The 24,852-nt window shown below is 55.8% G+C and carries 18 protein-coding genes; 12 read left to right on the top strand and 6 right to left on the bottom strand.

Going from position 1 to position 24,852, the window contains the following annotated elements; all coding sequences use genetic code 11:
- Positions 1–178 precede the first annotated feature (178 nt).
- The 6 genes from ACR0LI_RS18940 (at position 179) to ACR0LI_RS18915 (ending at position 9,176) form a co-directional block, all read left to right on the top strand.
- Positions 179–868 carry a sugar transferase gene (locus tag ACR0LI_RS18940; RefSeq protein ID WP_371807780.1) on the top strand — a complete coding sequence of 230 codons (690 nt, stop codon included), beginning with the start codon at positions 179–181 and terminating at the stop codon, positions 866–868.
- A 70-nt stretch (positions 869–938) separates the two neighbouring features.
- Positions 939–3,392: a tetratricopeptide repeat protein gene (locus ACR0LI_RS18935; protein WP_480719023.1), complete on the top strand. Its 2,454-nt coding sequence runs from the start codon at positions 939–941 to the stop codon at positions 3,390–3,392.
- A gap of 115 nt (positions 3,393–3,507) precedes the next feature.
- Positions 3,508–4,119 (top strand): polysaccharide biosynthesis/export family protein, encoded by a 612-nt coding sequence (locus tag ACR0LI_RS18930; RefSeq protein ID WP_480719022.1) that lies wholly within the window; start codon positions 3,508–3,510, stop codon positions 4,117–4,119.
- Between the two features lie 156 nt (positions 4,120–4,275).
- On the top strand, positions 4,276–5,709 hold the full coding sequence (locus tag ACR0LI_RS18925; protein ID WP_480492482.1) for a hypothetical protein: 1,434 nt from the start codon (positions 4,276–4,278) through the stop codon (positions 5,707–5,709).
- Positions 5,710–5,841: 132 nt separating this feature from the next.
- A complete protein-coding gene (gene xrtD, locus ACR0LI_RS18920) occupies positions 5,842–7,461 on the top strand; it encodes a VPLPA-CTERM-specific exosortase XrtD (protein WP_209835493.1) in 1,620 nt (539 codons plus the stop codon).
- A 167-nt stretch (positions 7,462–7,628) separates the two neighbouring features.
- Positions 7,629–9,176 carry a hypothetical protein gene (locus ACR0LI_RS18915; protein WP_480719021.1) on the top strand — a complete coding sequence of 516 codons (1,548 nt, stop codon included), beginning with the start codon at positions 7,629–7,631 and terminating at the stop codon, positions 9,174–9,176.
- Positions 9,177–9,324: 148 nt separating this feature from the next.
- On the opposite strand, the gene ACR0LI_RS18910 is transcribed toward ACR0LI_RS18915, so the two are convergent.
- Positions 9,325–10,581, bottom strand: coding sequence for a glycosyltransferase family 4 protein (locus ACR0LI_RS18910; RefSeq protein WP_253283358.1), 1,257 nt, complete (start codon positions 10,579–10,581; stop codon positions 9,325–9,327).
- Entirely contained in the window at positions 10,568–11,830 is a 1,263-nt protein-coding gene (locus ACR0LI_RS18905) for a nucleotide sugar dehydrogenase (protein WP_210093864.1), read from the bottom strand. The genes ACR0LI_RS18910 and ACR0LI_RS18905 overlap by 14 nt, the downstream gene beginning before the upstream one ends.
- 380 nt (positions 11,831–12,210) lie before the next feature.
- On the opposite strand from ACR0LI_RS18905, the gene ACR0LI_RS18900 reads away from it, so the two are divergent.
- Entirely contained in the window at positions 12,211–13,737 is a 1,527-nt protein-coding gene (locus ACR0LI_RS18900) for an oligosaccharide flippase family protein (RefSeq protein ID WP_480719020.1), read from the top strand.
- Between the two features lie 35 nt (positions 13,738–13,772).
- Here ACR0LI_RS18900 and ACR0LI_RS18895 read toward each other — a convergent pair whose 3' ends face one another.
- The gene (locus tag ACR0LI_RS18895; protein ID WP_480719019.1) at positions 13,773–14,939 is read right to left on the bottom strand and encodes a DegT/DnrJ/EryC1/StrS family aminotransferase; all 1,167 of its coding nucleotides are present in this window, start codon (positions 14,937–14,939) and stop codon (positions 13,773–13,775) included.
- Between the two features lie 102 nt (positions 14,940–15,041).
- Positions 15,042–16,139 carry a GNAT family N-acetyltransferase gene (locus tag ACR0LI_RS18890; protein WP_480719060.1) on the bottom strand — a complete coding sequence of 366 codons (1,098 nt, stop codon included), beginning with the start codon at positions 16,137–16,139 and terminating at the stop codon, positions 15,042–15,044.
- Between the two features lie 156 nt (positions 16,140–16,295).
- Between ACR0LI_RS18890 and ACR0LI_RS18885 the strand changes: the two genes are divergently transcribed.
- The 4 genes from ACR0LI_RS18885 to ACR0LI_RS18870 are packed head-to-tail and all read left to right on the top strand — an operon-like array spanning position 16,296 to position 20,182.
- Positions 16,296–17,255, top strand: coding sequence for a glycosyltransferase family 2 protein (locus ACR0LI_RS18885; RefSeq protein WP_171637885.1), 960 nt, complete (start codon positions 16,296–16,298; stop codon positions 17,253–17,255).
- Complete coding sequence (locus ACR0LI_RS18880; protein WP_171637883.1) at positions 17,252–18,454, top strand: GNAT family N-acetyltransferase; 1,203 nt, start codon at positions 17,252–17,254, stop codon at positions 18,452–18,454. Before ACR0LI_RS18885 ends, ACR0LI_RS18880 begins: the two co-directional genes overlap by 4 nt.
- A gap of 7 nt (positions 18,455–18,461) precedes the next feature.
- On the top strand, positions 18,462–19,505 hold the full coding sequence (locus ACR0LI_RS18875) for a lipid II:glycine glycyltransferase FemX (RefSeq protein WP_171637881.1): 1,044 nt from the start codon (positions 18,462–18,464) through the stop codon (positions 19,503–19,505).
- Complete coding sequence (locus ACR0LI_RS18870; RefSeq protein ID WP_171637879.1) at positions 19,502–20,182, top strand: polysaccharide deacetylase family protein; 681 nt, start codon at positions 19,502–19,504, stop codon at positions 20,180–20,182. Before ACR0LI_RS18875 ends, ACR0LI_RS18870 begins: the two co-directional genes overlap by 4 nt.
- On the opposite strand, the gene ACR0LI_RS18865 is transcribed toward ACR0LI_RS18870, so the two are convergent.
- Positions 20,179–21,492 carry an O-antigen ligase family protein gene (locus ACR0LI_RS18865; protein WP_480719018.1) on the bottom strand — a complete coding sequence of 438 codons (1,314 nt, stop codon included), beginning with the start codon at positions 21,490–21,492 and terminating at the stop codon, positions 20,179–20,181. The genes ACR0LI_RS18870 and ACR0LI_RS18865 overlap by 4 nt on opposite strands.
- Before the next feature lie 177 nt (positions 21,493–21,669).
- Complete coding sequence (locus ACR0LI_RS18860) at positions 21,670–22,944, bottom strand: right-handed parallel beta-helix repeat-containing protein (protein WP_480719017.1); 1,275 nt, start codon at positions 22,942–22,944, stop codon at positions 21,670–21,672.
- Positions 22,945–23,437: 493 nt separating this feature from the next.
- On the opposite strand from ACR0LI_RS18860, the gene ACR0LI_RS18855 reads away from it, so the two are divergent.
- Positions 23,438–24,852: right-handed parallel beta-helix repeat-containing protein (locus tag ACR0LI_RS18855; protein WP_480719016.1), on the top strand; the 1,415-nt coding region annotated here is incomplete at its 3' end.

Below are 24,852 nucleotides of genomic sequence, written 5' to 3'. Positions count from 1 at the left end.
GCAGGTGGAATTTGTTAACAGTTGTATACGGGAAAGCGACCTCGCAAGTGAGTAAGTGCAGGGTCGAAGTGGTATAGAAATATAAGATTTTAAATATATGTAGTTGAGGTCGAGCGTGTTCGGTTCCTGAGTTTGGTAAGTGGTTCATGAGTGTTTGTGTGTGTTGGGGGTTTAAATAGTGACAAGTCATTCGAAAGAAGTGGCCAACGCTGGCGCGGGCTACTCCGGTATTTCTGTTGTGCCTGCCACAGTGTCATATCCAGGGATATACAGAAGCGGAGGCAAGCGTCTTTTTGACATAGCGTTCGCAGTGCTTGCAGCGCCTTTTGTCGTGCCGGTGGTGCTGTTGCTGGCCGCGTTTCTTGCGTGTCAGGGCGTGACCCCGTTTTATCGGCAGGAACGTGTCGGCAAGAATGGCAAAGCCTTCAAGATGCTTAAATTGCGCACCATGGTGCATGATGCTGAAACCGTGCTGCAGGAGCATCTGGCGAAGAACCCCGAAGCCCAGGAAGAATGGGACCGCGATCAGAAGCTGCGCAATGACCCGCGTATCATCAAATTCGGAACTTTCCTGCGCAAATCCTCGATGGATGAGCTGCCGCAGTTCTGGAACGTTTTTGTAGGTGAAATGTCCGTGGTCGGTCCCCGCCCGATGATGGTGAACCAGAAAGAGCTTTATCCAGGAAAATTCTATACCGCCATGCGTCCCGGCCTTTCGGGACCCTGGCAGGTTTCGAAACGCAATCAGTCCACATTTGCTGAGCGTGCGTTTCACGATACCGAGTATTGGAAAAGCATGTCGTTCAGTACAGATGTTTCAATCGTGTTCCGGACCATTTTTGTGGTCCTGCGCGGCACGGGTTGCTGAGAACGGGCCATGCAGCCGAACAGGTTGATTGGTTGTATGCTTTTTCCTTAAGTTTTGCAGGAGAACAGCAATGAACTGGATCGTACCTCCTATTGGCGCACGGCTGATCGCAGCTCTTTTTGCGGCGACGCTCCTGCTGAGCGCGTGCGACTCGGCCGAGGAGCGGGCCGAAGCGCATTTCCAGGCCGGGTTGGCCCATCTGGAAGCCGGTGATGTCGAGCGCGCACTTGTTGAGTTCAGAAATGTTTTCAACCTCAACGGCCAGCATAAAGAAGCGCGACTGACCTTTGCCAGGGTGGAGCGCGAGCGCGGCAACATCCCGGTTGCATATGGTCAGTATCTGCGGCTGATAGAACAGTACCCAGACAACCTTGAGGGCCATCGGAACCTTGCCGAGATGGCTCTGGAAGTGGGGAATTGGGAAGATGTCAGGCGTCACGGCGCATTGGCAAGTGCTCTGGCTCCGGATGATATCGAAATCAAATCCATCAATAATATGCTGGCTTATACCGACGCGGTCAGGGATGGGGATTTCGCAGGTGTGGATGTCGCCGTCCATAGGGCCCGCGAGATGATCAAAAGCCATCCGGAACTGATGACCGCGCGCCAGATCGTAATTGACCATCTGATCCGCGATGAGGACTGGCCCGGTGTTCTGGAGGAAACAGAGGTGGCCATAGCCACCGATCCAATGGAAGAAAGCCTTTATGGAATCCGGCTCCGCGCACTTCAGGAACTGGATATGCCCGCAGAAATCGAGACGTTTCTTCGGCAGATGGCCGTGACATTCCCTGACGATGAGGGCGTCGAGCAGTTGCTTGTGGAACATTATATCGATCAGGGGAATCTGGATGCGGCAGAACAGATGCTGCGGGCTGAGGTGGATCCGCTCGCTGAAGATCACATGCCGACACAGCGGTTGATCGCCTTTCTGAACGATAACCGCGACTCTGCAGCGGCAATTGCCGAGCTGGATACGATCATCGCTCAGAACGGCCCGAACACGTTCCAATTCAAGACGGTGCGTGCAGCGCTGAAATTCCGATCGGGTGATGAACAAGCCGCGATCGCCGAGATGCAGACACTGCTGGAAGGCGCGGAAAGAAACATACAGACCCGCGCTAGTGAGGTAGAATTTGCCCTCATGCTGTTCCAGGTCAGCCAGCCCGATGAAGCCCGCGCTTTGGTTGAAAAAGTCCTGTCCGAGGATGCAGCCCAGGTCAGCGCTCTCAAGTTCAAGGCGTCCTGGCTGATTGACGAGGACAAGACCGGCGATGCGATTGTGCTTTTGCGCGAAGCGCTCGGTCAGGCGCCCCGTGACCCGCAATTGATGACCCTGATGGCCCAGGCGCATGAGCGCAACGGAGACAGAGAACTGATGGGCGAGATGCTGGCGCTGGCGACGGAAATTTCGGGGAACGCACCGGACGAAACGCTGCGCTATGTCCGATTTCTGATCGCGGAAGGTGATCTGGTGATCGCCGAACGTGTTTTGGCCCAAGCCCTGCGCCAGACTCCGGAACATTCCGAGCTTCTGCTTTTGTTGGGAGAAGTATATCTGAGCATGCAGGATTGGGACCGCCTGGAAACCGTCCTTCATGCCATCAGGGATCTGGACAGCCCGGGAACACGGCGCTCCGCGAATGAGCTCAGGGCGCACATGCTGGCCGCACAGCAACGCACACATGAGCTGACCTCTTTCCTGAACGAGCTGGCGGATGATCCCGAATTTGGCCTGCCCGCCGATATCGCGCTTGTTCGCCTGATGCTTACAAAGGGGCAGACGGCCGAAGCCTTCGCCCATCTTGACCAGTTGCTTGCAGAAGACCCGGATTCTTTGCCAATCCGCCTGATCAAAGCCCGCGCGTTGATCAGTGAAGGCGACCGCGGTGAGGCTGAGCAGCTCTACCGTGTCATTCTTGAGGAATATCCGACTACGACGCGGGCATGGATTGCGTTGCACGGATTGGCAACGGAACGGAACGCTCCCGATCAGGCTAGGGAAATTCTGACCGAGGCATTGACCAATCTGCCTGAAAACCCGGCCTTGCTCATGCTGCAGGCGACGGATTACGAACGCAGCGGGGATCTGGACCAGGCAATCGCAACATACGAAAAGCTCTATCCGATCACCAATCGCTCTCTGATTGTAGCCAACAATCTTGCAAGCCTGCTGACAACATATCGCAACGATGAGGAGAGCCTGCGGCGCGCGCAAGTTTTGGCGCAACGTTTGCGCGGCACACAGGAACCGGTCTTTCAAGAAACATATGGCTGGGTCGCCTACCGGGTGGGAAATTATGAAGAGGCGGTCGCCTATCTTGAACCTGCGGCAGCGGCGTTCCCTGAGCATCCCCTGGTACTATATCATCTGGGGAAAACATATGCGGCTTTGGAACGGAACGAAGATGCGCTGCGTCTTCTCCATAAAGCCAGGGCTTTCAGCGGGGCTTCTACGGAAATCGCGTCATTGGTAGAGGCTGAGATTGAACAGCTGAACGCTGTACCCACCAACAGCCACTAACGCAGAGCTAATGACGCCGCTGCATTTCTGCCGCATCTTGTATGTATCAGACTCCCTGCTGATTGTTTTGCAGCTTGTGGGAAGGCATAAGTAGGAAAAAGTGAGAGATTTGAATATGCGTACAGTCATCGGGTCATTAATCGCTCTTGCCCTTACCATGATCGCGGCCACCGCATCATGGGCGCAATCCTATCAAATCCAACCGGGTGATGCGCTGCAGGTTGAAGTTCTCGAAGACCCCACCCTGAATCGGACCATTCTGGTTCTGCCGGACGGGTCCATCAACTTTCCGCTTGCCGGCTCGATCCGTGCGGCCGGTCAGTCGACCAGCGGATTAAGCGCGTCGCTCTCATCGGCGTTGGCCGCGAATTTCAATACGCCGCCGACAGTCTTTATTTCAGTGGCGTCGCTGGCTCCGCCGCCGCTTCTGGGCGGACAGGCCGCATCCGGACCAACCATCGATGTTTTCATCATGGGTGAGGTCAATGTGCCCGGCAAGCATCTGGCAACCGAAGGCACGACAATTCTTCAGGTTTTGGCTCAGGCCGGTGGTCTGACCAATTTCGCGGCTCGCAAGCGCATCGAATTGCGCCGGGCTGACAGTAAAACAGGCGTGATGAGAAAATACACCTATAACTACAAAGGCTCGGGCGGTGGCATCCAAGGCAATACAGTGCTTAGACCCGGAGACGTGGTTGTCGTACCAGCACGCCGCTTGTTCGAATAGGGGCTGATACAGGTGGGGAAATCCAGGAGCAGGCTGTCCACCATTCTGGGGGGCGGGATCGCTGTCATAAGTTCGTTTACACCAGCTGTCGGGCAGCAGGCCTCGACACAGCAAACGACTGCGCAGCAAACACAAACCTCGACACAGCAAACATCCGTGCAGCAGACAACCGTCGCACCGACAGTTGTGCAGCAGACACCCAGCCAGCAATTGATCGCACAACGGGCACAGCGAAACCCGGCCCGAAGGGTCGGCCTGCCGACCGGTCAGCAGATTGGGACCGGGACCGGCCTGAGTGTGACCCTGGATTATCTCTCGTCGCTCAGACATGACAGCAATCTTCGCCTGACCGATCCTTCGCTTGGGTCCACGACCTGGTGGGAGAATACGCTGGCATTGGGTATTCTGAAGCAGACCTCGGATTCGAGATTGGCTCTTGACCTTTCCGGACTGTACCGGATCGCCAATGAGCCGATTATCGGGACGGATTCCAGCTTTGCGGACCCGTCTGCCCGCCTGTCGTATCAGCGGTCGCGCCAGAACAGCCAGCTTGACCTGCTATTGGATTACCGCGAACAGGATCTGGCTTTTAATCGTTCACTGACCGACACCAATCTGGATGGCAGAATCGATGCCGCCGATGTGACCGGAACCATCGGGGATCAGGTCAACTCCTTGGGCAACCTGAATTGGCAAACCGGCCTGAATGATCCAATCGGGTTCCAATTCATCTACAGCTATAGCGAACGCACTTATACAAACACGATCGATCCGAACCTGTTCGACAACAAATCAAGCGATTACACGGCGATCACGACATTGCGGGTGTCACCGGTTTTCCAAGCCAACTTGCGTCTCGGCTACACTGATTTCTCGGCAGAAGACAACGTGCGAACCGATGAGCAAACAACGGTTGTGACAGTAGGGGGGACCTATGACATATCCCCTGTCACCACCGTCAGTGCGAATATCGGTTACAGTCAGGTGGATGACACGCAGCGCACAACCAATACCAACACCGTGACCGAGGATTTCGTCTGGGATTTCGCATGGAACAAAACCCTGCCAGATGGTTCGGCGGATTTTCAGATTGACCAGACATTCGGGGTCAATGGGTCACGGATAAACGCAACGGCCGGCCGCAGTTTTCAGCGCGCCAACGGACTATTCAGCTTCAACCTGGGCCTGACCAGAGGACCATTCGACGAAGTCACACCGATCGGGCAGCTCGACTACAGCTATCAGCTGGCCAGTTCCCGGATCGGAGCAACGGTGCAACGCCGGGTCGGCACCAGTACGCAGAGCATAGAAACACGTGAAACATTGGTGTTTCTGACATATGACTATTTCATCAACCCGGTATCGGGTCTGTCTTTCAGCGTCGATTACATCGACCAGGAAGACGAGGGAACCGGTCAACCCAACCCGCGCCAGCGCGGTACGTTCAGTGCGTCCTATACACGGGCGGTCACGAAAGACTGGGCTGTAAACGTGGGGTACCAATATGAAATGGACGATCAGAACGGCTTTAAGGCAACTTCAAACTCGGTCTTTCTGACTTTGGGCCGACGCTTTTCTCTCAAACCCTGACGTTCATTCACGCGGTTCATGATATCGACAATCAGGACATCCCGCGCCCAATGTCCCGAAAACGGATCAAAATAGCGGGAACTTGAGCCGTCATAATTTCAGGCCACACCTTATTGTGCATGATGGACCGTGATGCATCACCTCGATTCGAAAAACAGCCGCAGTAATATCCTTGAAGCGGCCAGAAGAGGCTTGCCGGTCCTGAACACCGTCGGGCTGTTCTGGTTTGTCCTGCTGCTGCTTGGATCGGTACCCGTCTTCTGGATCGGGATCGTGTCTCTGGGCGCCGCCTGGAGCACCCCCGAATACAGCCATGGCCCGCTGATCCCGATCATCTCGCTGTATCTGTTCCTGCGTGAATTGCGGGATATGCCGCCCCCCAACCCGGTTGTGCATGATCGCTGGCCGGGCGTGCTTGTGATTGCCGTGGCCCTGATCATCGCCATTCTGGGCAACCTGGCCCGTATTCCCGATATCGTCACCTATGCCATGATCATCTGGGTGGGCGGCGTCATGCTGACCGTGTTCGGCTGGCAGCGGGGCAAATACCACCAGCTGCCCGTGCTGCATCTGGTGTTCATGCTGCCGCTGCCGCAGTTCGTCTATTGGAAGCTCACGATCTTCCTGCAATGGATTTCGTCCGAACTGGGCGTCTGGTTCGTGCAGATGGCCGGTGTTTCGGTTTTCATCGAAGGCAACATCATCGATCTGGGGGTCTACAAACTGCAGGTGGCCGAGGCCTGTTCCGGGCTGCGCTATCTGTTCCCGATCCTGAGCTTCTCGTATCTCTTTGCCCTGCTTTATCGTGGCCCGATCTGGCACAAGGTGGTTTTGCTGGTTTCGGCGGCCCCTCTGACCGTGCTGATGAACTCGATCCGCATTGGCGTGATCGGCGTGCTGGTTAATCAGCACGGCATCGAGCAGGCTGAAGGCTTCATGCATTTCTTTGAAGGCTGGATCATCTTCCTGCTCTGCGTCGCCATTCTGTTCCTGATGGCCATCGGCTTGCAGCGCCTGGCGCCGAATCCGCAACCCTTTGCCGAGACCATTGATCTGGATACCCAGGGGCTGGGTTCTGTTGCCTTGCGTATCTTTGGCATTCGCGCATCGGTGGCGCTGGCGGTTGCGGCCCTTCTGACGCTTACGGTTTCAACCGCCTGGACCCTGCGGCCCGCTTCCGAAGTGCGGCCTGTGGAACGTGACCCGTTTGTACTGTATCCACGGCAGCTTGGCCCCTGGTCCGGGTCGCCCACCACGTTGGATCCACAGGTAGAACAGGTTCTGGGTGCCAGCGATTACCTCAATGCCACCTATATCAACACCGGATCGGGCGATTTCGTGAACATGTTCGTGGCCTTTTACGACAAGCAGACCGACGGCGACGGCATCCATTCGCCCGAAGTGTGCCTGCCGGTGGGCGGTTGGGAAATCTTCAGCCTTGAACCGTATGAGATCAACCCCGGCAACACGCCTTATGGCCGCTTTACGGTCAACCGCGCCGTGATCCAGAAAGAGCTGTCAAAACAGCTAGTCTATTACTGGTTCGAACAGCGCGGCAAGCGTATGGTCAATGATTTCCGCGCCAAGATGAGCGTTATTCAGGACGGCTTCACCATGGGGCGCACCGATGGCGCTCTGGTCCGGTTTGTGACCCCCATCCTGCCCGGTGAAACCGAAGCGGATGCGGATGCAAGGTTGCAACGTTTCATGGAGCCAAGCCTGAACCGCCTGCCCCGCTTTGTACCGTTTTGAGGAGGAAATTCGGCGCTCAGGCTTCTAAGCCTTTGACGCCAAGTCATCGCAGTTGGATTTTGAGTGGTCGCGATAAGAAAAATAGATTGCACAATGATGTGCTATCGGTACCTGATGGATCAGTTTTTAGTTTCTAGTATATGGTTAGAAAAGTGCCTGCGGCAGAAATGATTACGACACCTCAAAGCCGTTCTCTGCGACCAGTTCTGGCACTGACTCTGCTTGCCAGCCTTATCCCCTTGTGCGTGACACCCGTTCTGCCACTGACGGATTTCTACGCTCATATCGCCCGTTACTACATTCTGGCCAATCTTCCGGACTCGACCACACTGCAACAGAACTATGAGGCGGCTTGGCAACTGCTGCCCAATCTCGGGCTGGATGTTCTGGGCACGGGTATCATGAAAGTGCTGCCCCCGCTTTTGGGTGCCAAGCTGATCGCTGGCCTGATCATTGCGGCCCCGTTCGCGGGAATTTTGTACCTGTCACGTGTTCTGCACGGTCACCTCCCGGTGCTCAGCGTGCTGCTGGCCGGTCTGGTCGCGTATAACCATATCCTGATCTGGGGGTTTTCGAATTTTCTGCTTGGGTTGGGGGTTCTGCTGGGCGCAACCGGCTATTGGATTGCGACACAGGACCGCCCCGTCCGGCAACTGACCGTCACAGCCTGTCTGGGGCTGCTTCTTTTCTTCATTCACGGACTGGCCTTTGCGCTGTGGGGGCTGCTGCTGGGTATGGTCGAACTGTCGCTTGCCCTATCATCGGGCTACATGGGCCCCCGTGTACTGATCCGCAGGGCCGCCCGACTGGCCCTGATCGCCGTTGCGCCAGCTTTATTGTTCATTCAGACAAAAACTGCGGGAGGCGGTGTCATCACGCCAGTGACCAACCTTCTGGCTCATGCCGAGCAAGGCACCTTATGGCGTCGGCTGGGCACCGAAGCCTATCTGAGAATGGATGGCATTCTGCGTGTTGCCGACTCGACATGGCGCAATTTCGACTGGGGCTTTGGCCTGGTTCTATGGGGCCTTTTGATCGGTGGCCTTTTGACCGGGATATTGCAGATCGACAGGCGTATGAAACTTGCCGCGGCGTTGTGCGGGGTGCTGATCCTGCTCATACCCCCGAACCTGTTCGGAGTCGGGCATCTGGCCGAGCGTATTCCGCTTTTGATGTTGGCGCTTCTGGCGGCCAGCCTGTCCCTGAACCCCGACGCGAAACCGATATCACGCCGGGCTGCCGTTGCGTCGATCGCCGGGCTGCTTCTGGTGCGCAACCTGATGCTGACCGTTGGATGGTATCAGGATGGCAAGATCTACAGCGCATATCTTGATGCGCTGAGCCGCCACGATACGCGTACCTTGGGGGCCGGGGTTTATATTGAAGACGCCCGGGATGCATGGGTCTTCAAGCCCAGTTGCAGGCCCCTGTCCTTTCTCATGATTTTCAACGGCACCGCCGTTCCAACCTTTGCCAACCCCACCCAACAACCGCTGCGGATAGTTGGGCCACTAAGTCAAGTAAATGAAATGGTGCACAGTATTGCTTTGAGTGCAGATCATACAGTGCCATCAGCTCTGAGCCTGTTGCAGGATACCGAAGTCGATTCCATCGTTATCTGCTCAAAAGAAACGCCTCCTGTGCAGACACATGGTTTCGAGATCGTTGCGACAACTGCGCCATGGGTTTTGTATCAAAGGTCAGCTTCCCAATAGTCGCCCGTCTGACCTCACATAGAGCCCCTCACCCTGTTCTGTGTTGTTCTGACATTTTATCGAAACGCCAGTCATAAGGCTAAGACACCACAAAAACACTTAAGGACAGGCAGCGGGAAAACAAGCTGCACAGCAGCAACACTCACCCCTACCCCTTCCAGATCCGCTGATACGCCGCGATCAGCGCGGGCACCTGATGCGGCCAGGCCATTTCGGACTCGACTCGGGCGCGGCCATAGCGGCCCATGGCGGCACGACGTTCGTCATCGGCCAGCAATTCGGTGATCTTGTCGGCCATATCCACCGGATCGTTGGCCTTGGCGTAAAGCGAGGCCTCCTGCGCCGAGAACCGCCCTTCGGTCACGTCGAACTGAACGATGGGTTTCTCGAAGGCCATGTATTCGAGGATCTTGTTCATGGTGGATTTGTCGTTCATCTCGTTCACCCGGTCCGGGTTCACGCAGACATCGGCGGTTGACAGGATCTCGAACAGATCATGATCGGGGGCGCGGCCAGTGAAAGTGACATACTCTGACAGGCCCATTTCAGCAGATTGTTCGCGCAGCTTGTCCAGGCTGGGGCCCCCGCCCACAAGGCAGAACTGGATATCGTCGCGGCCCTGAACCTTGACCAGATGCGCCACGGATTCCAGCAGCAGGTCGATCCCTTCCTGATCACCCATGACGCCGACATAACCCACCATGTATTTCCGCCCGTTGCGCCAGGCCGGGTTCGGCGGCAGATGCTGCAACCGGCTGAGGTCGGGGCCCGATCGGACGACAAACACATCCTCGGGCGCCATGCCGCCGCGTTCGATGGCGATCTTGCGATAGCTTTCATTGGTGGCAATCGACACACGGGCCGAGGCAAAGGTCAGCCGCTCGAACGTTTTCATCAGTTTCCAGAAGAAACCGCGCTTGTTGAACTTGGCCTCGTAAAGCTCGGGGTTGATGTCGTGGTGATCGAACAGATAGCGCACGCCAAACAGCTTGAAGGGCAGTGCCACCAGAAAGATCAGATCGGGCGGGTTGCAGCCATGGATGACGTGAAAGCCGCGGGTGAATTTGATCTTCAGCGACAGCCAGCTTTCCCAGAACAGCGCCGCGCCATATTCCAGCAGATACCCCAGCGCCCCGCTGGCATCCAGCGGCAGCGGGTGGCGATAGACCTTGATGCCCTCGTCTTCCCACACGCGTTCCTCATGGCCCTTGCCGGTGGGGCAGATGACCGAGACCAGCGCGCCTGCGGCGGCCAGCGTGCGCGCCTCCATCCAGACGCGGCGGTCAAAGGGGACGGGGAGGTTTTCCACCACGATCAGAACCTTGAGGCCCTTCAGGGGCTGGCTCTGGCGCAGCTCTTCGAACGAGATCGGCTGAACGGCGGGCACAGGGCTAGTCATATTCATAGGTTCTTACCACCTCTGCATCACCCAGGTTCAGATCATTCACGATCCGGTTTGAACCGACCACCAGATCCCAAGGCCCGGCCTCGGCCGTGGCGCGGTCCACCAGCAGGCTGCCCACGTTGGGCAGGTGGGTAAAGGCATAACCAAGGTTCTGCCCCCGCAGATCGGCCGGTTTGATGGCCGGATCATAGATCGACAGCTGATAGCCCGCCTGCAACAGGCGCCGGGCGATATCGACATTGGGGCTTTCGCGCAGATCATCGGTTCCGGCCTTGAAGGCCAGCCCGGCCATCAGCACCCGGCCCCCTTCGGGCAGCCGCGCCATGATATCCTGCGCCTGATAGGTTTTATGCGCCTGATTGGTCTGCAACAGGCTGTCGATCAGATGCGTATGCGCCCCCACCTCACCGGCGATATGTTGCAGCGCACGCACATCCTTGGGCAGGCAGGACCCCCCGAACGCGCCCCCCGGACGGGTGTAATAGGCCGAGATGTTCAGCTTGGTGTCCGAGACGAAAATCTCGTGCATGGTTTTTGCCGACACGCCCATGCTGTGACAGATGCGGCCCACCTCATTGGCAAAGGCCACCTTGGTGGCGTGCCAGGTGTTGTCGACGAATTTGGTGATCTCGGCCTCTTCGAACGCGGTATAGAACACCGGCGCATTCAGGCCTTCGTGCATCTCGTCCATCACCGCCGAGCGATTTCCGTCTGCCGTGCCGACAACGATCTTGGGCGGGTTGAAGAAATCATCCACCGCCGAAGCCTCGCGCAGGAATTCGGGGTTATAGACAATCTCGATCGCCTGACCCGTCCGATCGCCCAGATAGCTTTGGAAGATCGGCTCGATCAGCTGCCGCACCGTGCCCGGCCGGAAGGTGGATCGGTACGCCACGGTCAGCGGTCGCGCGCGGTCGGGCGAAACGGCCTTGGCAATCTGCCGCGTCACCTCGGCCACGAAATTCATGTTGTGCGACCCGTCAGTGGAACTGGGCGTGCCGACGCAAACGATGGCCAGATCCACATCCGACAGGTCGGGGATTTCAACCGTGGCGCGGATCAGGTTCTTTGCAAGCGCCTCGGTCAGCAGTTCGGCCACCTTGGGTTCCTTGATCGGAGGCTGCCCGGCATTGATTTCCGAGACCTTGTCGGCATTTACATCGACGCCGATCACCTCATGCCCCTCACGGGTCAGACAGCATGCTGCTGTGAACCCCACATATCCCAGACCAAAAATCGCAATCTTCATACTGTTATACCATCTTGAAAACAGGCACCGGGTCCGGAAAACACCGGTCTCTTCTACTTGTTACCCTTGCGCAGTCAGAATCCAATCTGAGACACTGAGGCGAAACTTCATTTTGCTATGTAATATTCTGCACCGACTCGCCGCGACGGTACTGATTGAAACATGGTGTACCTCTCTGAAACTGGAAAAACATGCGATTTCAACACAAAAATATACTTACAGGTTTGACTAGCAGCCAGCCGACTAAATTTCTAGAACAGCAAGTGCGGGTTTTTGAAGCGACGTTGAGGGTAGCCAGATTAGAAACATTGCTACGTTGATAAGTTTTTTGTTCCGAGTATGGAAAGGCAAGCCTTTTGAAGCCTCCAGTTGAACCAGGCGTGACTATCGCCCCGGGCACACCCGATCACAGCGCGACCCTTACCAGGGGGGCCGCAACATTATTTGCATCAGGCGTTTTCAGCCAGTTTCTGGGCGTTTTGACATTGGTTGTGACGGCCCGTCTTCTGACGCCAACGGATTTCGGGATCATTGCCTATTTCATAATCGCGGCCGCGTTTCTGGAAATCGTCCAGCGGGCTGTTTCCATGATTCTGATCCGCCAGCCCGAAATCACTGACGATCACCTGAACACCGTGTTCACGATGCAGGTGCTGTTGGGCATCTTTTCGGCACTCCTGATCTGGGCCAGCGCCCCTCTGATGACATTTTTTGGGCTTGCGGAACTGACATCGCTTATCCCCGCGCTCTGCTTCATCGCTATCGCAAGTTCCATCAAGAGCACACGCTTCCCACTTTTGGAAAGAGATCTCCGGTTCGGTTTCATCGCAGGGGAAGAAACGACCAGCCGAATTGCATACACATTGATGGCCATTAGCCTCACATGGATCTGGCGTGATTATTGGGCCATCGTGGTCGCCAGCGTCATCACTCAGGTCATCCGGGTCATCTGGAGCTTTTCCGTTGCCCCGATGCGGCCTAGGTTAACGCTCCGATGCTGGCATGACTGCATTGATGTGTCATCATGGTCACTGGGGGCCCAGATCACCCAGTTTCTGATCAACAACATGCCCCAGATTGTCATCGGAAGCATGCTGGGTCTGGCCGATGCAGGGATTTTCAGGGTCGGCTATCGCCTTGTGGTCCTGTTCACCAGCCAGATCATCGGCCCGTTGGAACGGGTCGTTTACCCAAGCCTTGCCAATACTTCCCGGACCCAAGGCTCCAGCCGGGAAGCCTTCGAACAGGTCAACGCCATCCTTTTGGGGATCATCGTTCCAGCCAGTGTCGGCATGGCTCTGGTTGCCAATCACCTGATCGTTGTCGTGGCCGGTTATCAGTGGCTGGCCGCTGCACAGGTCATCTGGGTGCTTGCCCCTTTGAAAGCGATCGAGACATTGCAGGCCAATGTTCGGTCTGCAAGCTACGTCGAAGGCTCTACAAAGCGCCTGTTTCTCCGCAACACAATCCTGCTGATCGCCACAACTGCGCTGACGGTGCTGGGATCAAGCTATGGCTTCACTGGCGCGATCCTGGGATCCGGAGCCGCCAGCCTGTTTGCGATCGGTCTGGCGCTAAGCATGGCCAAGGATTTCGGGACCGGTGGGTTTCTGACACCGATCTTGATGGCCTGGCGCACTTTTGTTTCGACCATTGTCATGTTGCTTGCCGTTTTGTTCGTCAGCAGCGCCTATGGCAGTGGTGACGCGGTAGGATGGGCTTACGAGACAGCGGAAGACCTGCCATTACTGCGCATCCGGTTTTCGATCAAAGTATTGGTCGGGTTTTTTGTATATGTCGGCACGCATTTGCTGCTCTGGCGCCTTGCCGGAAAACCAAAAGGCTTTGAGAGTCTAGCACTGGACATGGCTGCGAAAGTTAAATCCAGATTTATTCCGGCAAATTAAGGCGTCACCTGTTTCGAGGCGCTTTTTCCTGTAGCTCAGGTCGCAAGCGTCTCTTTCAGCGCAAAAACGACGTAATCAACATGCGCATCTGAGAGATACTGGTGCAGCGGCAATGTCACAACACTGTTCTTAATCGCCATCGCTTCACCCTGACCTGTCCAGTCCAGATTACTGTTGAAGCCTGCCCACCAAGGCGTCGCCCCGATCCCCAAACTCTGCAGTTGCTGTACGATCCTGTCTCTGTCCTCGACCATGATCGGCATGTTGAGCGGACAGGTCTCGGGCGCGAGCTCTGGTAGCAGCATGCGTATTCCTGACATACCATCCAGCAGATCCCGATAACGTTCCCAATGCGCTCTTCTGGCTGAAATGGTTTCTGAAACGGAAAATGCACGCAGCGCTCGTGACGCAAAAACACTCATTCGGGCATTCCGAAGGGTCGGATCGAAATAGTAATGTGGGGGAATATCTTCGAGTTGATCTTCATCAGAGTTGACCACTGCGTCAACCTGATCCGATCCACGCAATGCCTGCTTCAGCCCTTTTATGCGCTGTTGACCCAAGACATTTGCCAAGCCGGCGCGCGCCAGCTTCTTTGCGACTTTTTTACGTGGCGGAGATTGCGAAAACGGGTGTGCAAGCGCCAAATCCGCTGCATTAACAACAAGCGCTCCTCCTTCCAGAACGGGGACGAACTTGTGAAAGCAGAAGACCGAAACGTCCCCGATACGCCCCTCGGCCGGAGAAGCGCCGCTCAGAAGGCTCAGCGCGCAATCCTCGATCAGACGCAGCCCGTGCCGATCACACAATGCGCGCAGTTCCGTCAGAGCGGGCTGAATCGCTCCAAAATAATGCGTCACGTAGATGGCCCGCGTCTGTTTGGTGATAAGCGGTTCAATCCGCGCGGGATCGGCAAGCAGGTTTTTAGCGACCGGATACAACCGGACGGAAAGGCCGGCATCAATCAGCGGATCAATCTCTGACCCGCAATTATAGGCGGGTGCCAGAACCTCGTCCCCAGGTTTCAGGTCGAGAAGATCACACGCCGCCCGGATCGCTACACGCGTATTGAAACTCCAGAAAACGGAACGGTCCCTGAACAGCGCCGTATACCCGCCCGCAGGATCGCGGCGGAACAAATTGGCCAACCGCATCGAAGGGTCGCCGCAATAAAGCGTGCTCTTACCTGTGCCGTTTCTCATCCCCGCTCCACAAGTCAATAACCCCGCCAAGTCCGACGGCGTGTCAGACGGTTCTCATAACTATGTCCAAAAGGCACAAACCTTATTTTCCAAATATTGAGCCTAACCAGTAACGGCCTGTTTGACCTTTTTCAGCTGCCTTCGGATCAGGCTGCGGATGTTTCCCGTCAGATAGACATGTCTGTTCACAATCCTTTCTCGCGCAGAGATACGTCGGACAACCTGCGGATTGAATTCCGATTTGTATTTGTGAATGTTAAATTTCTTTTCGCCCGGGACAGGCTCACGATATCCCTCGACATCCAAGGTGCTACAGCCCTTGCCCTTGGCCCATCTCATGGCCTCCAACCACAAGGCCGGGGCGATACGCAGATTGCCCGCCGCCCGCAGCTGATCCGGCTCGGTGGTGAAATGCCGGCCGTGCACAATGTCCCTGCTGCGATACACCAAAAGCCCGGCAAGAAAGGCCTCTTGCTGCCAGGCCATGATCACGGTGCCAATCTCATCGGGCCGCAATACATCTTCAAACATCGCCTCATATGCGGGAAGGCTCAGCTCGGGCAGCCTGCGCGAGACGCGCAACCGGTTCATGCTCTCGAGAAAAATGCGGAACTCTTCCGGGGTTCGCGCGCTTCGGAACGTCACGCCCTGCCGTTCGGCGCGCCTGACCTCGCGACGGGCGCTTTTGGAAAACGCCGCCATGATCTCTTCGCTCGTGACCGATATGTCGACCCATCCGGTTTCACGAAACTGATCTTCTTCAGCCACGCGCCAACCTGCACAAGACAGCGCGGCATCCAGTGTGTCGGCCTCTTCTTCGGTCCAGAACGGGGTGACAGTCAGGCTGCCGACCCTTGAAAACCCCGGCTGTCGGCACAGGCCATCCAGAAACGTCACCATGTCGGCGGCATCGTCGCAAACCGGGCCGCTCAGGCAGCGGGCCCGGGCCCAGGCGCCGGGCAGATACGGGTGCGGTTCAAGTGAGATCAGAGCGACACCCACAAGCGCCCCATCCCGGCGCGCCGAGGCATAAATCACCTTGCGTTTCAATCTTTGTTCCGAATTCGTAAACAACGGAGATTGCCGCGGATGCTGATGCCGGGCCGCATTCAGAAACGTCATCCATTCGGCATTCCGGTCTGCGGTCAGGGTTTCAGTGCATTCAATCGCAACACTATCTTGCCCTTCAAGTTCCTGCACAGCCAAACTAATACCTCAATATACCGGTTTATTCGCTCTGAATTTCACAGCTACTATTTAACAACAGCCGTCGCTTAATGACGTTGAGTGTATTCATATATCAGAACAATGGCTAAACAATTTGAAAATGTAAGTGAGTAACGAGAACAGGGTTTCATGACTTCACCGTCACACGGCACGCAGAGCGAATGCGCTGTTTCCATTGTCATCGTGAACTGGAATACCCGGGACATTCTTCGGGACTGCCTGATATCGATTTCCCGGCAGACCCGGAAGCCGCATGAGGTCATCGTCGTCGATAATGCATCAAGCGACGGATCCGTCGATCTTGTCCGTGACGAATTCCCTGATGTTCGCTTGATCGCCAATGACACGAACCGGGGATTTGCCGCCGCCAACAATCAGGGTCTGGAAATCGCACGGGGTGACAATCTGCTGTTGCTCAATCCCGATACCATCATTCTGGATGGTGCGATCGATACCATGCTGGACTGGCTGGATCAGCACCCGGATGTCGGCTGCGCTGGATGTCAGGTCCTGGAAGATGAAACCACCATTCAGCGCACCTGTTTTGCCGACCCGGGTCCGGGAAACCTGGCGCTGATCGAGTTTGGGCTGCACCGCCTGTCTCGGCGCAATCCGCTTCTGGCCCGCGCCGAGTACGGAGACTGGGATCGGCGTTCGCAACGCGAGGTCGACGTCGTCTCGGGCATGTTCATGCTGGTGCCCCGTCGCGTCTTCGAGGCCGTGGGTCTTCTGGACGAGGCATTCTTCGTCTACTCGGAAGAGGCCGACTGGTGCCGTCGCATCCGCGATGCAGGCTGGAAATGCGTGTTCACCCCCGAAGCGCGCATCCTGCACCTTGAGGGAGGCGGCAAAAGCACCGCCCAGATCCGCTCGCGGATGTACGTACAGATGCAGAAAAGCAAGATGATCTATCTGCGCAAACATTATGGCCTTTGGGGCCTGTTCCGCGGCCGGATGGTGTTTGTGGGATCATCCGTATTGCGCTTTGTCATGTCGGTCGCAAATCAGCGGGAAGAAGCTGCCGCGCGGCGGCGTCTGGCCCGGGCCTCGCTGCGCTATCACCTGACCAGCCAGGAGCCGACAGAGTGACCGACACAGACGTCCGGCTGACATTCAAATGGGTTGATGGGGTCACCGGCCTTGAACGCATGACCGATGCGTGGGCCGCACTGGCCCGACAGACCGGCGCGGATATCTATGCCACTCCGGTCTGGGTCCTGACTTGGTGGGCTCATTTTGGGCGCGGTAAAACGCTCCGGACCCTTGTGGCATATGACGCTCAGGGGCAGCTGGTCGCCTTGCTGCCGTTCATGATCTATCCAGTTTGGCTGGGGCCTGTGAGGGTCCGTATCGCCAAATTGGCCGCAACCGATCCCAACACGGTGATTTTCCAACTGGCCGCCACGGAAACCGCGCTAAAGAACAGCTGCGCCGAGGCCCTGAACGGCCTTCTCGGCGATGGCCGGGCGCATCTGGTCAGTTTCACCCCCGCCTCGGAACGCGGCACCATGCTGGCAGCCATCCGCAATGGGGTGGCACCGGGGCTGGCGCTGACCGACACGCCGGCTGGCACCCATACGGTTTTTGAACTGCCCGATACGTTTGAGGGCTATCTTGCCAACCTGTCCAAGAAACGGCGGAGTCAGTATCGACGGGATCTGAAACATCTACAGAATGACCACGGCCTGACAACGCGGATGGTCCATCCTGATGCGCATCAGTTCAGGGATTTCGTCTCCTTCCACAACCGGCAATGGCAGGAGGTTGGAAAAGGAGGCCATTTCGCGGATTGGCCTGGCAGCGCCGCCTTCTACTGCGATCTGGCAGACGCCACCCAGCAGGGGCAGGAAACCTGGTTCGTCGAACAACATGGTCGAAACGGCCCCCTTGCCACCCAATTCTGTCTGGTCGCGGGACAGACCTGCCATTGGCGATTGCCCGCCAGATCGACCGATCCGGAACTGGAACGCCTCAGCCTTGGGAAAATCGGCTTGGTTCAGATGATCGAACAGCTGATCGCCGCTGGCGTGACGCGGATCGAAGCCGGGATTGGCGCATATGGTTACAAGCTGGTCTATGGCGGTGAATCGGTGCCCACTCATCGCCTGATCGTCTCACGGCGATCAGGAATATCCCCTGTCTTGCTGAAGCTCTGCCTTGGTTGGGCGCGTGTGTTGCACCTGGTCTATTACAGGCTCTGGTTCGGGCGGGTTGCACCCCGGCTGAGGGCCGTGATCCCGTTGAAAAACAAATCGCTGTGGTCCAGCTGGATCAAAACAAGAATATGAGGCGGATATGATCGCATATCAGTTCTCTGCACGGGTTCTGCCTGAAGAAAAGTGGCCCGCCCTCAGCGCGTCGTTCCGCGACCTGACCCTTGAACACAGCCTGACCTATGCCCGCGCGGCGGCCCGCCGGATCGGGGCAGACGTACAGTTCCTGATGCTCACCACCCCGGACGGGCAGCCTGTTGCCGCCGCATGTCTGCGCATCAAACATGTTCCTGGCCTGCGGCGTGGCATTGCATGGCTTGCCGCCGGACCGCTGGTGCTGCATGTCGATCGGCCTGATCCCGACGCTGCAACACTGCGTGCCGTGCTGTCCGCACTGCGTACGTATGCTCAGGAGAGCGGGCATATCCTGCGCCTGCGGTTTCCGGCCACACCCTGGCATGATGTTGCATTGTTGGATCAGCTGGCCCGTAGCGAAGCGTTTTTGCCCACCGATCGATCCCCGACCTATCGAACCGTGGTCGTGGATTGTACCCAGGACGAAGATACACTGATGCGTGCCCTGCACGGAAAATGGCGCAACCCCCTGCGCAATGCGCTGAAAGCCGGCCTTGATCTGGATATCGTGCCGATTGCACAGGCAGCCGACCGGTTTCATCCGATGTATACCGAGGTTCAGGCAGCCAAAGGCTTTCGGCCGGATATCCCGCCAGAATTCTATTATGGCCTTGAGGGGGCTGATTTTGCCCATGAGGTTCTGTTTGCCCGCAAGGACGGGGCCGACATTGCCGCGATGACGCTGGGACGGGCTGGGTCCAATGCCGTCTATCTGTTCGGGGCCACTCTGGACACCGGGCGGCGCCTGAATGCCGGGCATTATCTGATGTGGCATTCCATGCTGCGCTGTCGCGACCTGGGCCTGAAGTATTTCGACCTGGGCGGGATAGATCCTGAAGCCAACCCTTCCGTCACACGTTACAAGCTGCGCACGGGCGGCACAGAGCTGCGCGCAGCGGGCCCGTACGAGTTCCGCCCTGCCGGCGCAAGCTCTGCCCTGATCAGCATCGCCGAAACCATTCACGCCCGCCTGAAGAAGCTGCGCTCATGACAAAGCCCATCGGTATCAACTTTCACGGCATCGGAACACCAAAACGCTCTCTGGAACCGGGCGAGGCCCCCTACTGGCTGTCCGTTGGCAAGTTTGAGCGGGTTCTGGACCGGATCGCTGCGGCCCCCAATCCGAGCCGGTTCACCATCACCTTCGATGACAGCAATCTTTCTGATCATGACATCGCCCTGCCAGCACTTGTTACCCGAGGCCTGCGGGCCCGGTTTTTTGTTCTGACCGGACGGATCGGACAAGCCGGATCACTGGATGCAGACCATCTGCGTCGCTTGCAGAATGCGGATATGACAATCGGCAGCCATGGAATTGACCATCTTGCCTGGCCGACACTGGATGACGCTGCTCTGATCCGAGAACTCAGCGAATCCCGCGCGCAGTTGGAAATGATATGCGGCTGCCCGGTGGTCGAAGCGGGCATTCCCTTTGGCCGCTACGATACACGGGTGTTACGTGCGCTGCGCGATGCGGGCTACACTACGGCTTGGTCAAGCGACGGAGGCATCTGGCGCAAAAACGCATTTATACGCCCCCGCACATCGCTGCGCGAGGATATGAGCGATCAGGATTTGAAGGCGATCTTGTCGGGTCACATGCCGCTCGCGCGCCGCTTTCGGCGCGCATTGGGCATGACCCGTCGGCGCTGGACGACCACAGGTTAGCGGGCGCGTGCGACACGCCCGGTAGACAGTTCTCCGGGCAGGGCCTTGGGAAACCGGGTATACCGCATCTTCCGCCCTCCTTCCTCGGCCTGGGCCTGGTCCCCATCCTGACCGGACCTATCATCCGCATCCAAAAACCAGACCCCCGCACCCAGCAGGAACATCAGAAAGCAGAATGTGGCATCCCACAAATGCACCGTAACGGCTGACATGAGCAGGCCGAACAGTGAGATCAGATATCCCAGACGGGCATCCGCCGCCGCCCCACTTAGTTGCCTAGTCCCGACCCGGAGAAACAGAACAGCCACGGCACCAACCAGCAGGAATAACCCTGGAATTCCGTGCCGCAAGGCGATCACAAGCCAGAAATTATCGATACTACCGATTGTCCACATCCAAGCTGGGCGAGTCCAGTCGTTCAAACCAATCCCAAAAATTGGATTTCTCAGAACATCGTCCGAGGCAAAATTGAAGATGTGAATTCTCATCCATGCTGTATCGGCAGATAACGTGAAATGAGTGGCAAAGATCTGGAACATGTTCCGGTTGGATGATATTTCACCCAAAAAATACAGCACACCAAATCCGATAATCAAAACTTTCCACTTACTCCTGAGGAATTGAAAAAACCAATTCCAAGCCATAAGCATCATCTGAATTATGACATTCAGAAAAGCACCCGATGACAGAGAAAAGAAAACGGCACCCGCGACAATGGATGTAAGGCCGGCCTTGGAATAGAGTGATTTTCCCCACCCAAGAACATACCAAGTCAGCGCAAAAGCCGGCGCACAAAATACCCCGAACAGGATCGGGTGTGGCATTGTTGTCTGAGCCCGCATCAAGCCCAACCGCGGCGGAAATTTCCACCCCTGCCAAGGATACACATTCAGGGCCTTGCCAAAAATATCCAGCAGCGGTGCTTTGCCCGTACTGGCCTCAAATGCGGCAAATGGCAGAAGGATTAGCATAAGAATAAAGAAGCATTTCACGAAATACCTAAATGCTCCAAGGTTACGTATATATGTCCGGGCTATAAAATATGGGGCAAGAGTTTCGATCATGAACATTCCGATAAATTCCCACAGCGTCCCGAGACCATGGTTCACGGCAAGCGAAAGCGCCGCCCAAAACGTAAAGCCGATGACCAGAAAATCGATTCCCCTGATTTTTCCTGCCCGGCCACTAAGCCAGCCCAAAACAGCCGGGAACATGAAGATGAGCAAAACCGTTCGGTACCCATTGAGCTTCAACCCGCCCAGAAAAAAGAAGAATGGCATTGCAAAGGAAAATATCAAAATCCCCAGCACAAGCGGATTTGTCACCTCGGCTTTGGCTTTTGCTGTTAGAAGCGTAGTCATCTAAATCTTCGCTCTCTTGTGATTGCGCTGGCTGAGCCGCATACATCCAGATGTTCGCCTATGCACCGATTTGACCTCATGGCCTGCCAACGCCAAGCCGGATGTAAACACTTCCGCTGCCATATCTTACCTGCGTGAGGGATATATTTCCACCAATGTCGACCCAGCTTGCAGCTGATCGACCACCCCTCCGGGGCGCACCCCGTATTCATTGTATCCGTTCTGGCGACCAACCGCATAATAGATGAACTCGCTATCATAATAGCCGCCTTTCGACGGGCTTTGATCCTGAATGATTGCGTTATTGAGCACTACCCAATTGCGCTGCCCTTCATACCCTATAATCGGTGCCGTCGCATTTTGTTCGATCACTACGGATGTTGAATCCGGTGAAATGTTGATGGTTGGAACTGAATGCCCACCTGGTACATGGATTAATGTATTTTTCCGAACAGATATATTGTCCGAACCATGGACCGAGATGCCGTGGATATGACCATTGTATATTATGTTGTTCTCGATCAGCACATTCCGATGTCGCATTTGGCCGTTACCTAGATCCTGACCGTCGCCACCGGCCCAGATCGTCTGGGTAAAGCCACCAGCGCCCATATCAAAAACATTATCTCGGATAGTAATATTGGCGCTTCCGCTATTATTCGCGCGTTGAATCTGGATCATGTCGCGATGATCTTGTGAGCCCGCTTTACTATCGAAATCATGAATATAGTTCCGCTCGACCCAAATGTTGCCGACATTATCGAAAACCAAACCATCAGAACGAATCGAGTGAACATGACTGTCGATAACACTGATATCATTTGAATTGATTGCCATAAGCCCTTTCCACCAATTCCTGAACTCTGTATTCTCGATATCAACATCCGTTGTGTATAGAATCAGCAGACCAAGCCCGGTACCATCACCATCAGCAAGTGTTCCCGTGCCTCTAGCCTGATCCCCTCCAAAAACTGAGTTTGAAATTTTAACCTTACTGCTGTTCTGAATAGCAAAGTAAGCAATGTGTTCCGGCTCACCGGGCTTGAAATTGTAGTCAAAGTAGATGCCGTCCAGATGAAGGTTGCTGGTCCCTTCGATCTCCATACGATTAAAGCAAGCAGGCTTTCGGGGGTCTACCGATCTAATCACCACAGGTGATGAAAATGCCTTGCCCAGCTTTAGAGTGCCATAGTTGCCAGGTGTAAGCAGGTAAGTCTCTCCTCCTCGGGCATTCTGCAATGCTGCTGACAGTGCGGTTGCGTCCGATATGATCTGACCTTTAGCGTCGGCTGTAAATCTGGGTTTGAAGAGCTGTATGTCGCAGTATGTCTGCGCATGCAGCGCAGGGCTTAACAGAAGCAGGACCATACCTGCCAGCGCAAGAATACGAGATCTGGGCATGGTGCACCTTTCTGATCTGTGACCGTTCGAAAGCTTAGATGAACCACTACATACTGTCTATTGCGGTGCACCCCGGGGGTTACCTGACATTTCCGCTACACTCTTTAGTCTCAGAGTGGCGCCTTCCTGGGCAGTGTTAATTAAAACTGAAGGTTTCCGTAAGGGCATCGGGCAATTCATTGCCGACACCTGCCATCGATACGCAAGGACACGCCGGAACAATGGCGATTATGTGTTCATTGTTGCTTAACGGGAATCAATTAGCCAGACAGACAGCAACCGCCAAGGGAAATGGAACAATTCCCAGTATCGAGTATCGAGTTCACTCGGAAATGAAGGCAAAGGGGCAGCATTGTCCCGATACAGGCAACAATTTCCAAACATAGCCATATTTAGGCCACTCTGCCGCCCTCACGCGGCTGTTCCATTCGTCCTGGGTGTGCGGGAACTCGTGCGCTGCCACTCACAGCGCCTATGAAACAGAAGGTGAAATATGTCGACGACAATCACGGTAACCTCTGCGGCAGAGCTGAACCAGGCCTTGTCACAGGCGACAGGTGGGGAAACGATACTGCTTGCAGCCGGCGACTACGGCAAGCTCAGCCTGAACAGTACACAGTTTTCAGCCAACGTAACGATTAAATCCGCTGATCCGAATGTGCCGGCAAGCTTTTCGGCGGTCGGCCTCAGCCAGGCATCAAATATCACGTTTGATACCATCTTGTTTGACTACACCGCCAGTTCTGGTGATCCAGAGCATCTAAGCGTTTTTAGCGTTTATAACAGCTCGAATGTGACCTTCACCAACTCGGTCTTCGACGGCGATATTTCCAGCGGTACTGGCACCGGCACCGGTTTGCTCATCAACGGTTCCAGTAACATTGACATTAACAACACCGAGCTAAAAAACTGGTGGAAGGCCGTCATCACCGTGAATACCAACGGCATTGATGTCACTGGCAACGATATTCATTCGATCCGATCAGATGGCCTAGTCTTCGACAACGTAGATAATATCAAGGTCGAGCAGAACTATATTCACGATTTCGGTGGTCTGGCCGGTTCCGGCGACCATCGCGACATGATTCAGATCCAGCGCGCCAATGGTAGCGGCAGCGACAACATCATCATTCGCGACAATGTCTTCGATATGGGCCAGGGGGATTTCACCCAAACCATTTGGGCTGGCGGCGACGGCAAAGACACCAGCGATCCGAATGTCCAGCACAAAAACTTACTGATAGAAGGCAATGTAATTTACAATGGTCACCTCCACGGCATTTCTCTTTATGGCGTGGATGGATTGACGATCCGAAAAAACACTGTTCTGCATGTAGATGATAAGACTCTGACAGGCAGTGTCGAAGTGCCAGTCATTAACGTTTCGTCAGATTCACAGAACGTCACGATCACCCAAAACATCACATCGCAGATTCTGGGGCATAATGGTCAGGCGGGCTGGACTGTTTCTGACAACGTCCTGATCAAGCCCACCGAATACGACCAGCACTTTACCTATCAGGCCACGGCGCAGACGGACGGCTACAATCAATACATCGTCAAACCGGGAAGCCCGGCGGCTTTGGTCAGTGCAGGTTCTGACCTCGCAAACAGCATTTCGGGTTCATATTTTGATTGGCTCAAAAACAACGGGTATACCGGGACCGGCACGCCGTCTCAGCCCAATACCGGAACAAGCCAACCCAATATCGGAACGAACCCACCACCTGCTGATACCGGGGGCAGCCAGCCTGATACCGGGGAAAACCAACCCGAAACCGGAAGCAGCCAGCCCGAAACCGGGGAAAACCAACCCGAAACCGGAGGCAGCCAGCCCGAAACCGGGGAAAACCAACCCGAGGCCGGAGGCAATCAGCCTGAAACAGAGGCCGACATCGAAAACCCCAT

Source organism: Ruegeria sp. CL7 (assembly GCF_056536445.1).
This window is presented reverse-complemented; position numbering and strand designations above follow the sequence as displayed.

What these genes read in the sequence shown, in the direction of transcription:
- ACR0LI_RS18935 (WP_480719023.1), top strand. Translation starts at nt 939, where the DNA reads ATGAACTGGATCGTACCTCCTATTGGCGCACGGCTGATCGCAGCTCTT.
- ACR0LI_RS18930 (WP_480719022.1), top strand. Translation starts at nt 3,508, where the DNA reads ATGCGTACAGTCATCGGGTCATTAATCGCTCTTGCCCTTACCATGATC.
- xrtD (WP_209835493.1), top strand. Translation starts at nt 5,842, where the DNA reads ATGCATCACCTCGATTCGAAAAACAGCCGCAGTAATATCCTTGAAGCG.
- ACR0LI_RS18915 (WP_480719021.1), top strand. Translation starts at nt 7,629, where the DNA reads ATGATTACGACACCTCAAAGCCGTTCTCTGCGACCAGTTCTGGCACTG.
- ACR0LI_RS18910 (WP_253283358.1), bottom strand. Translation starts at nt 10,581, where the DNA reads ATGAATATGACTAGCCCTGTGCCCGCCGTTCAGCCGATCTCGTTCGAA.
- ACR0LI_RS18905 (WP_210093864.1), bottom strand. Translation starts at nt 11,830, where the DNA reads ATGAAGATTGCGATTTTTGGTCTGGGATATGTGGGGTTCACAGCAGCA.
- ACR0LI_RS18895 (WP_480719019.1), bottom strand. Translation starts at nt 14,939, where the DNA reads ATGAGAAACGGCACAGGTAAGAGCACGCTTTATTGCGGCGACCCTTCG.
- ACR0LI_RS18885 (WP_171637885.1), top strand. Translation starts at nt 16,296, where the DNA reads ATGACTTCACCGTCACACGGCACGCAGAGCGAATGCGCTGTTTCCATT.
- ACR0LI_RS18875 (WP_171637881.1), top strand. Translation starts at nt 18,462, where the DNA reads ATGATCGCATATCAGTTCTCTGCACGGGTTCTGCCTGAAGAAAAGTGG.
- ACR0LI_RS18870 (WP_171637879.1), top strand. Translation starts at nt 19,502, where the DNA reads ATGACAAAGCCCATCGGTATCAACTTTCACGGCATCGGAACACCAAAA.
- ACR0LI_RS18860 (WP_480719017.1), bottom strand. Translation starts at nt 22,944, where the DNA reads ATGCCCAGATCTCGTATTCTTGCGCTGGCAGGTATGGTCCTGCTTCTG.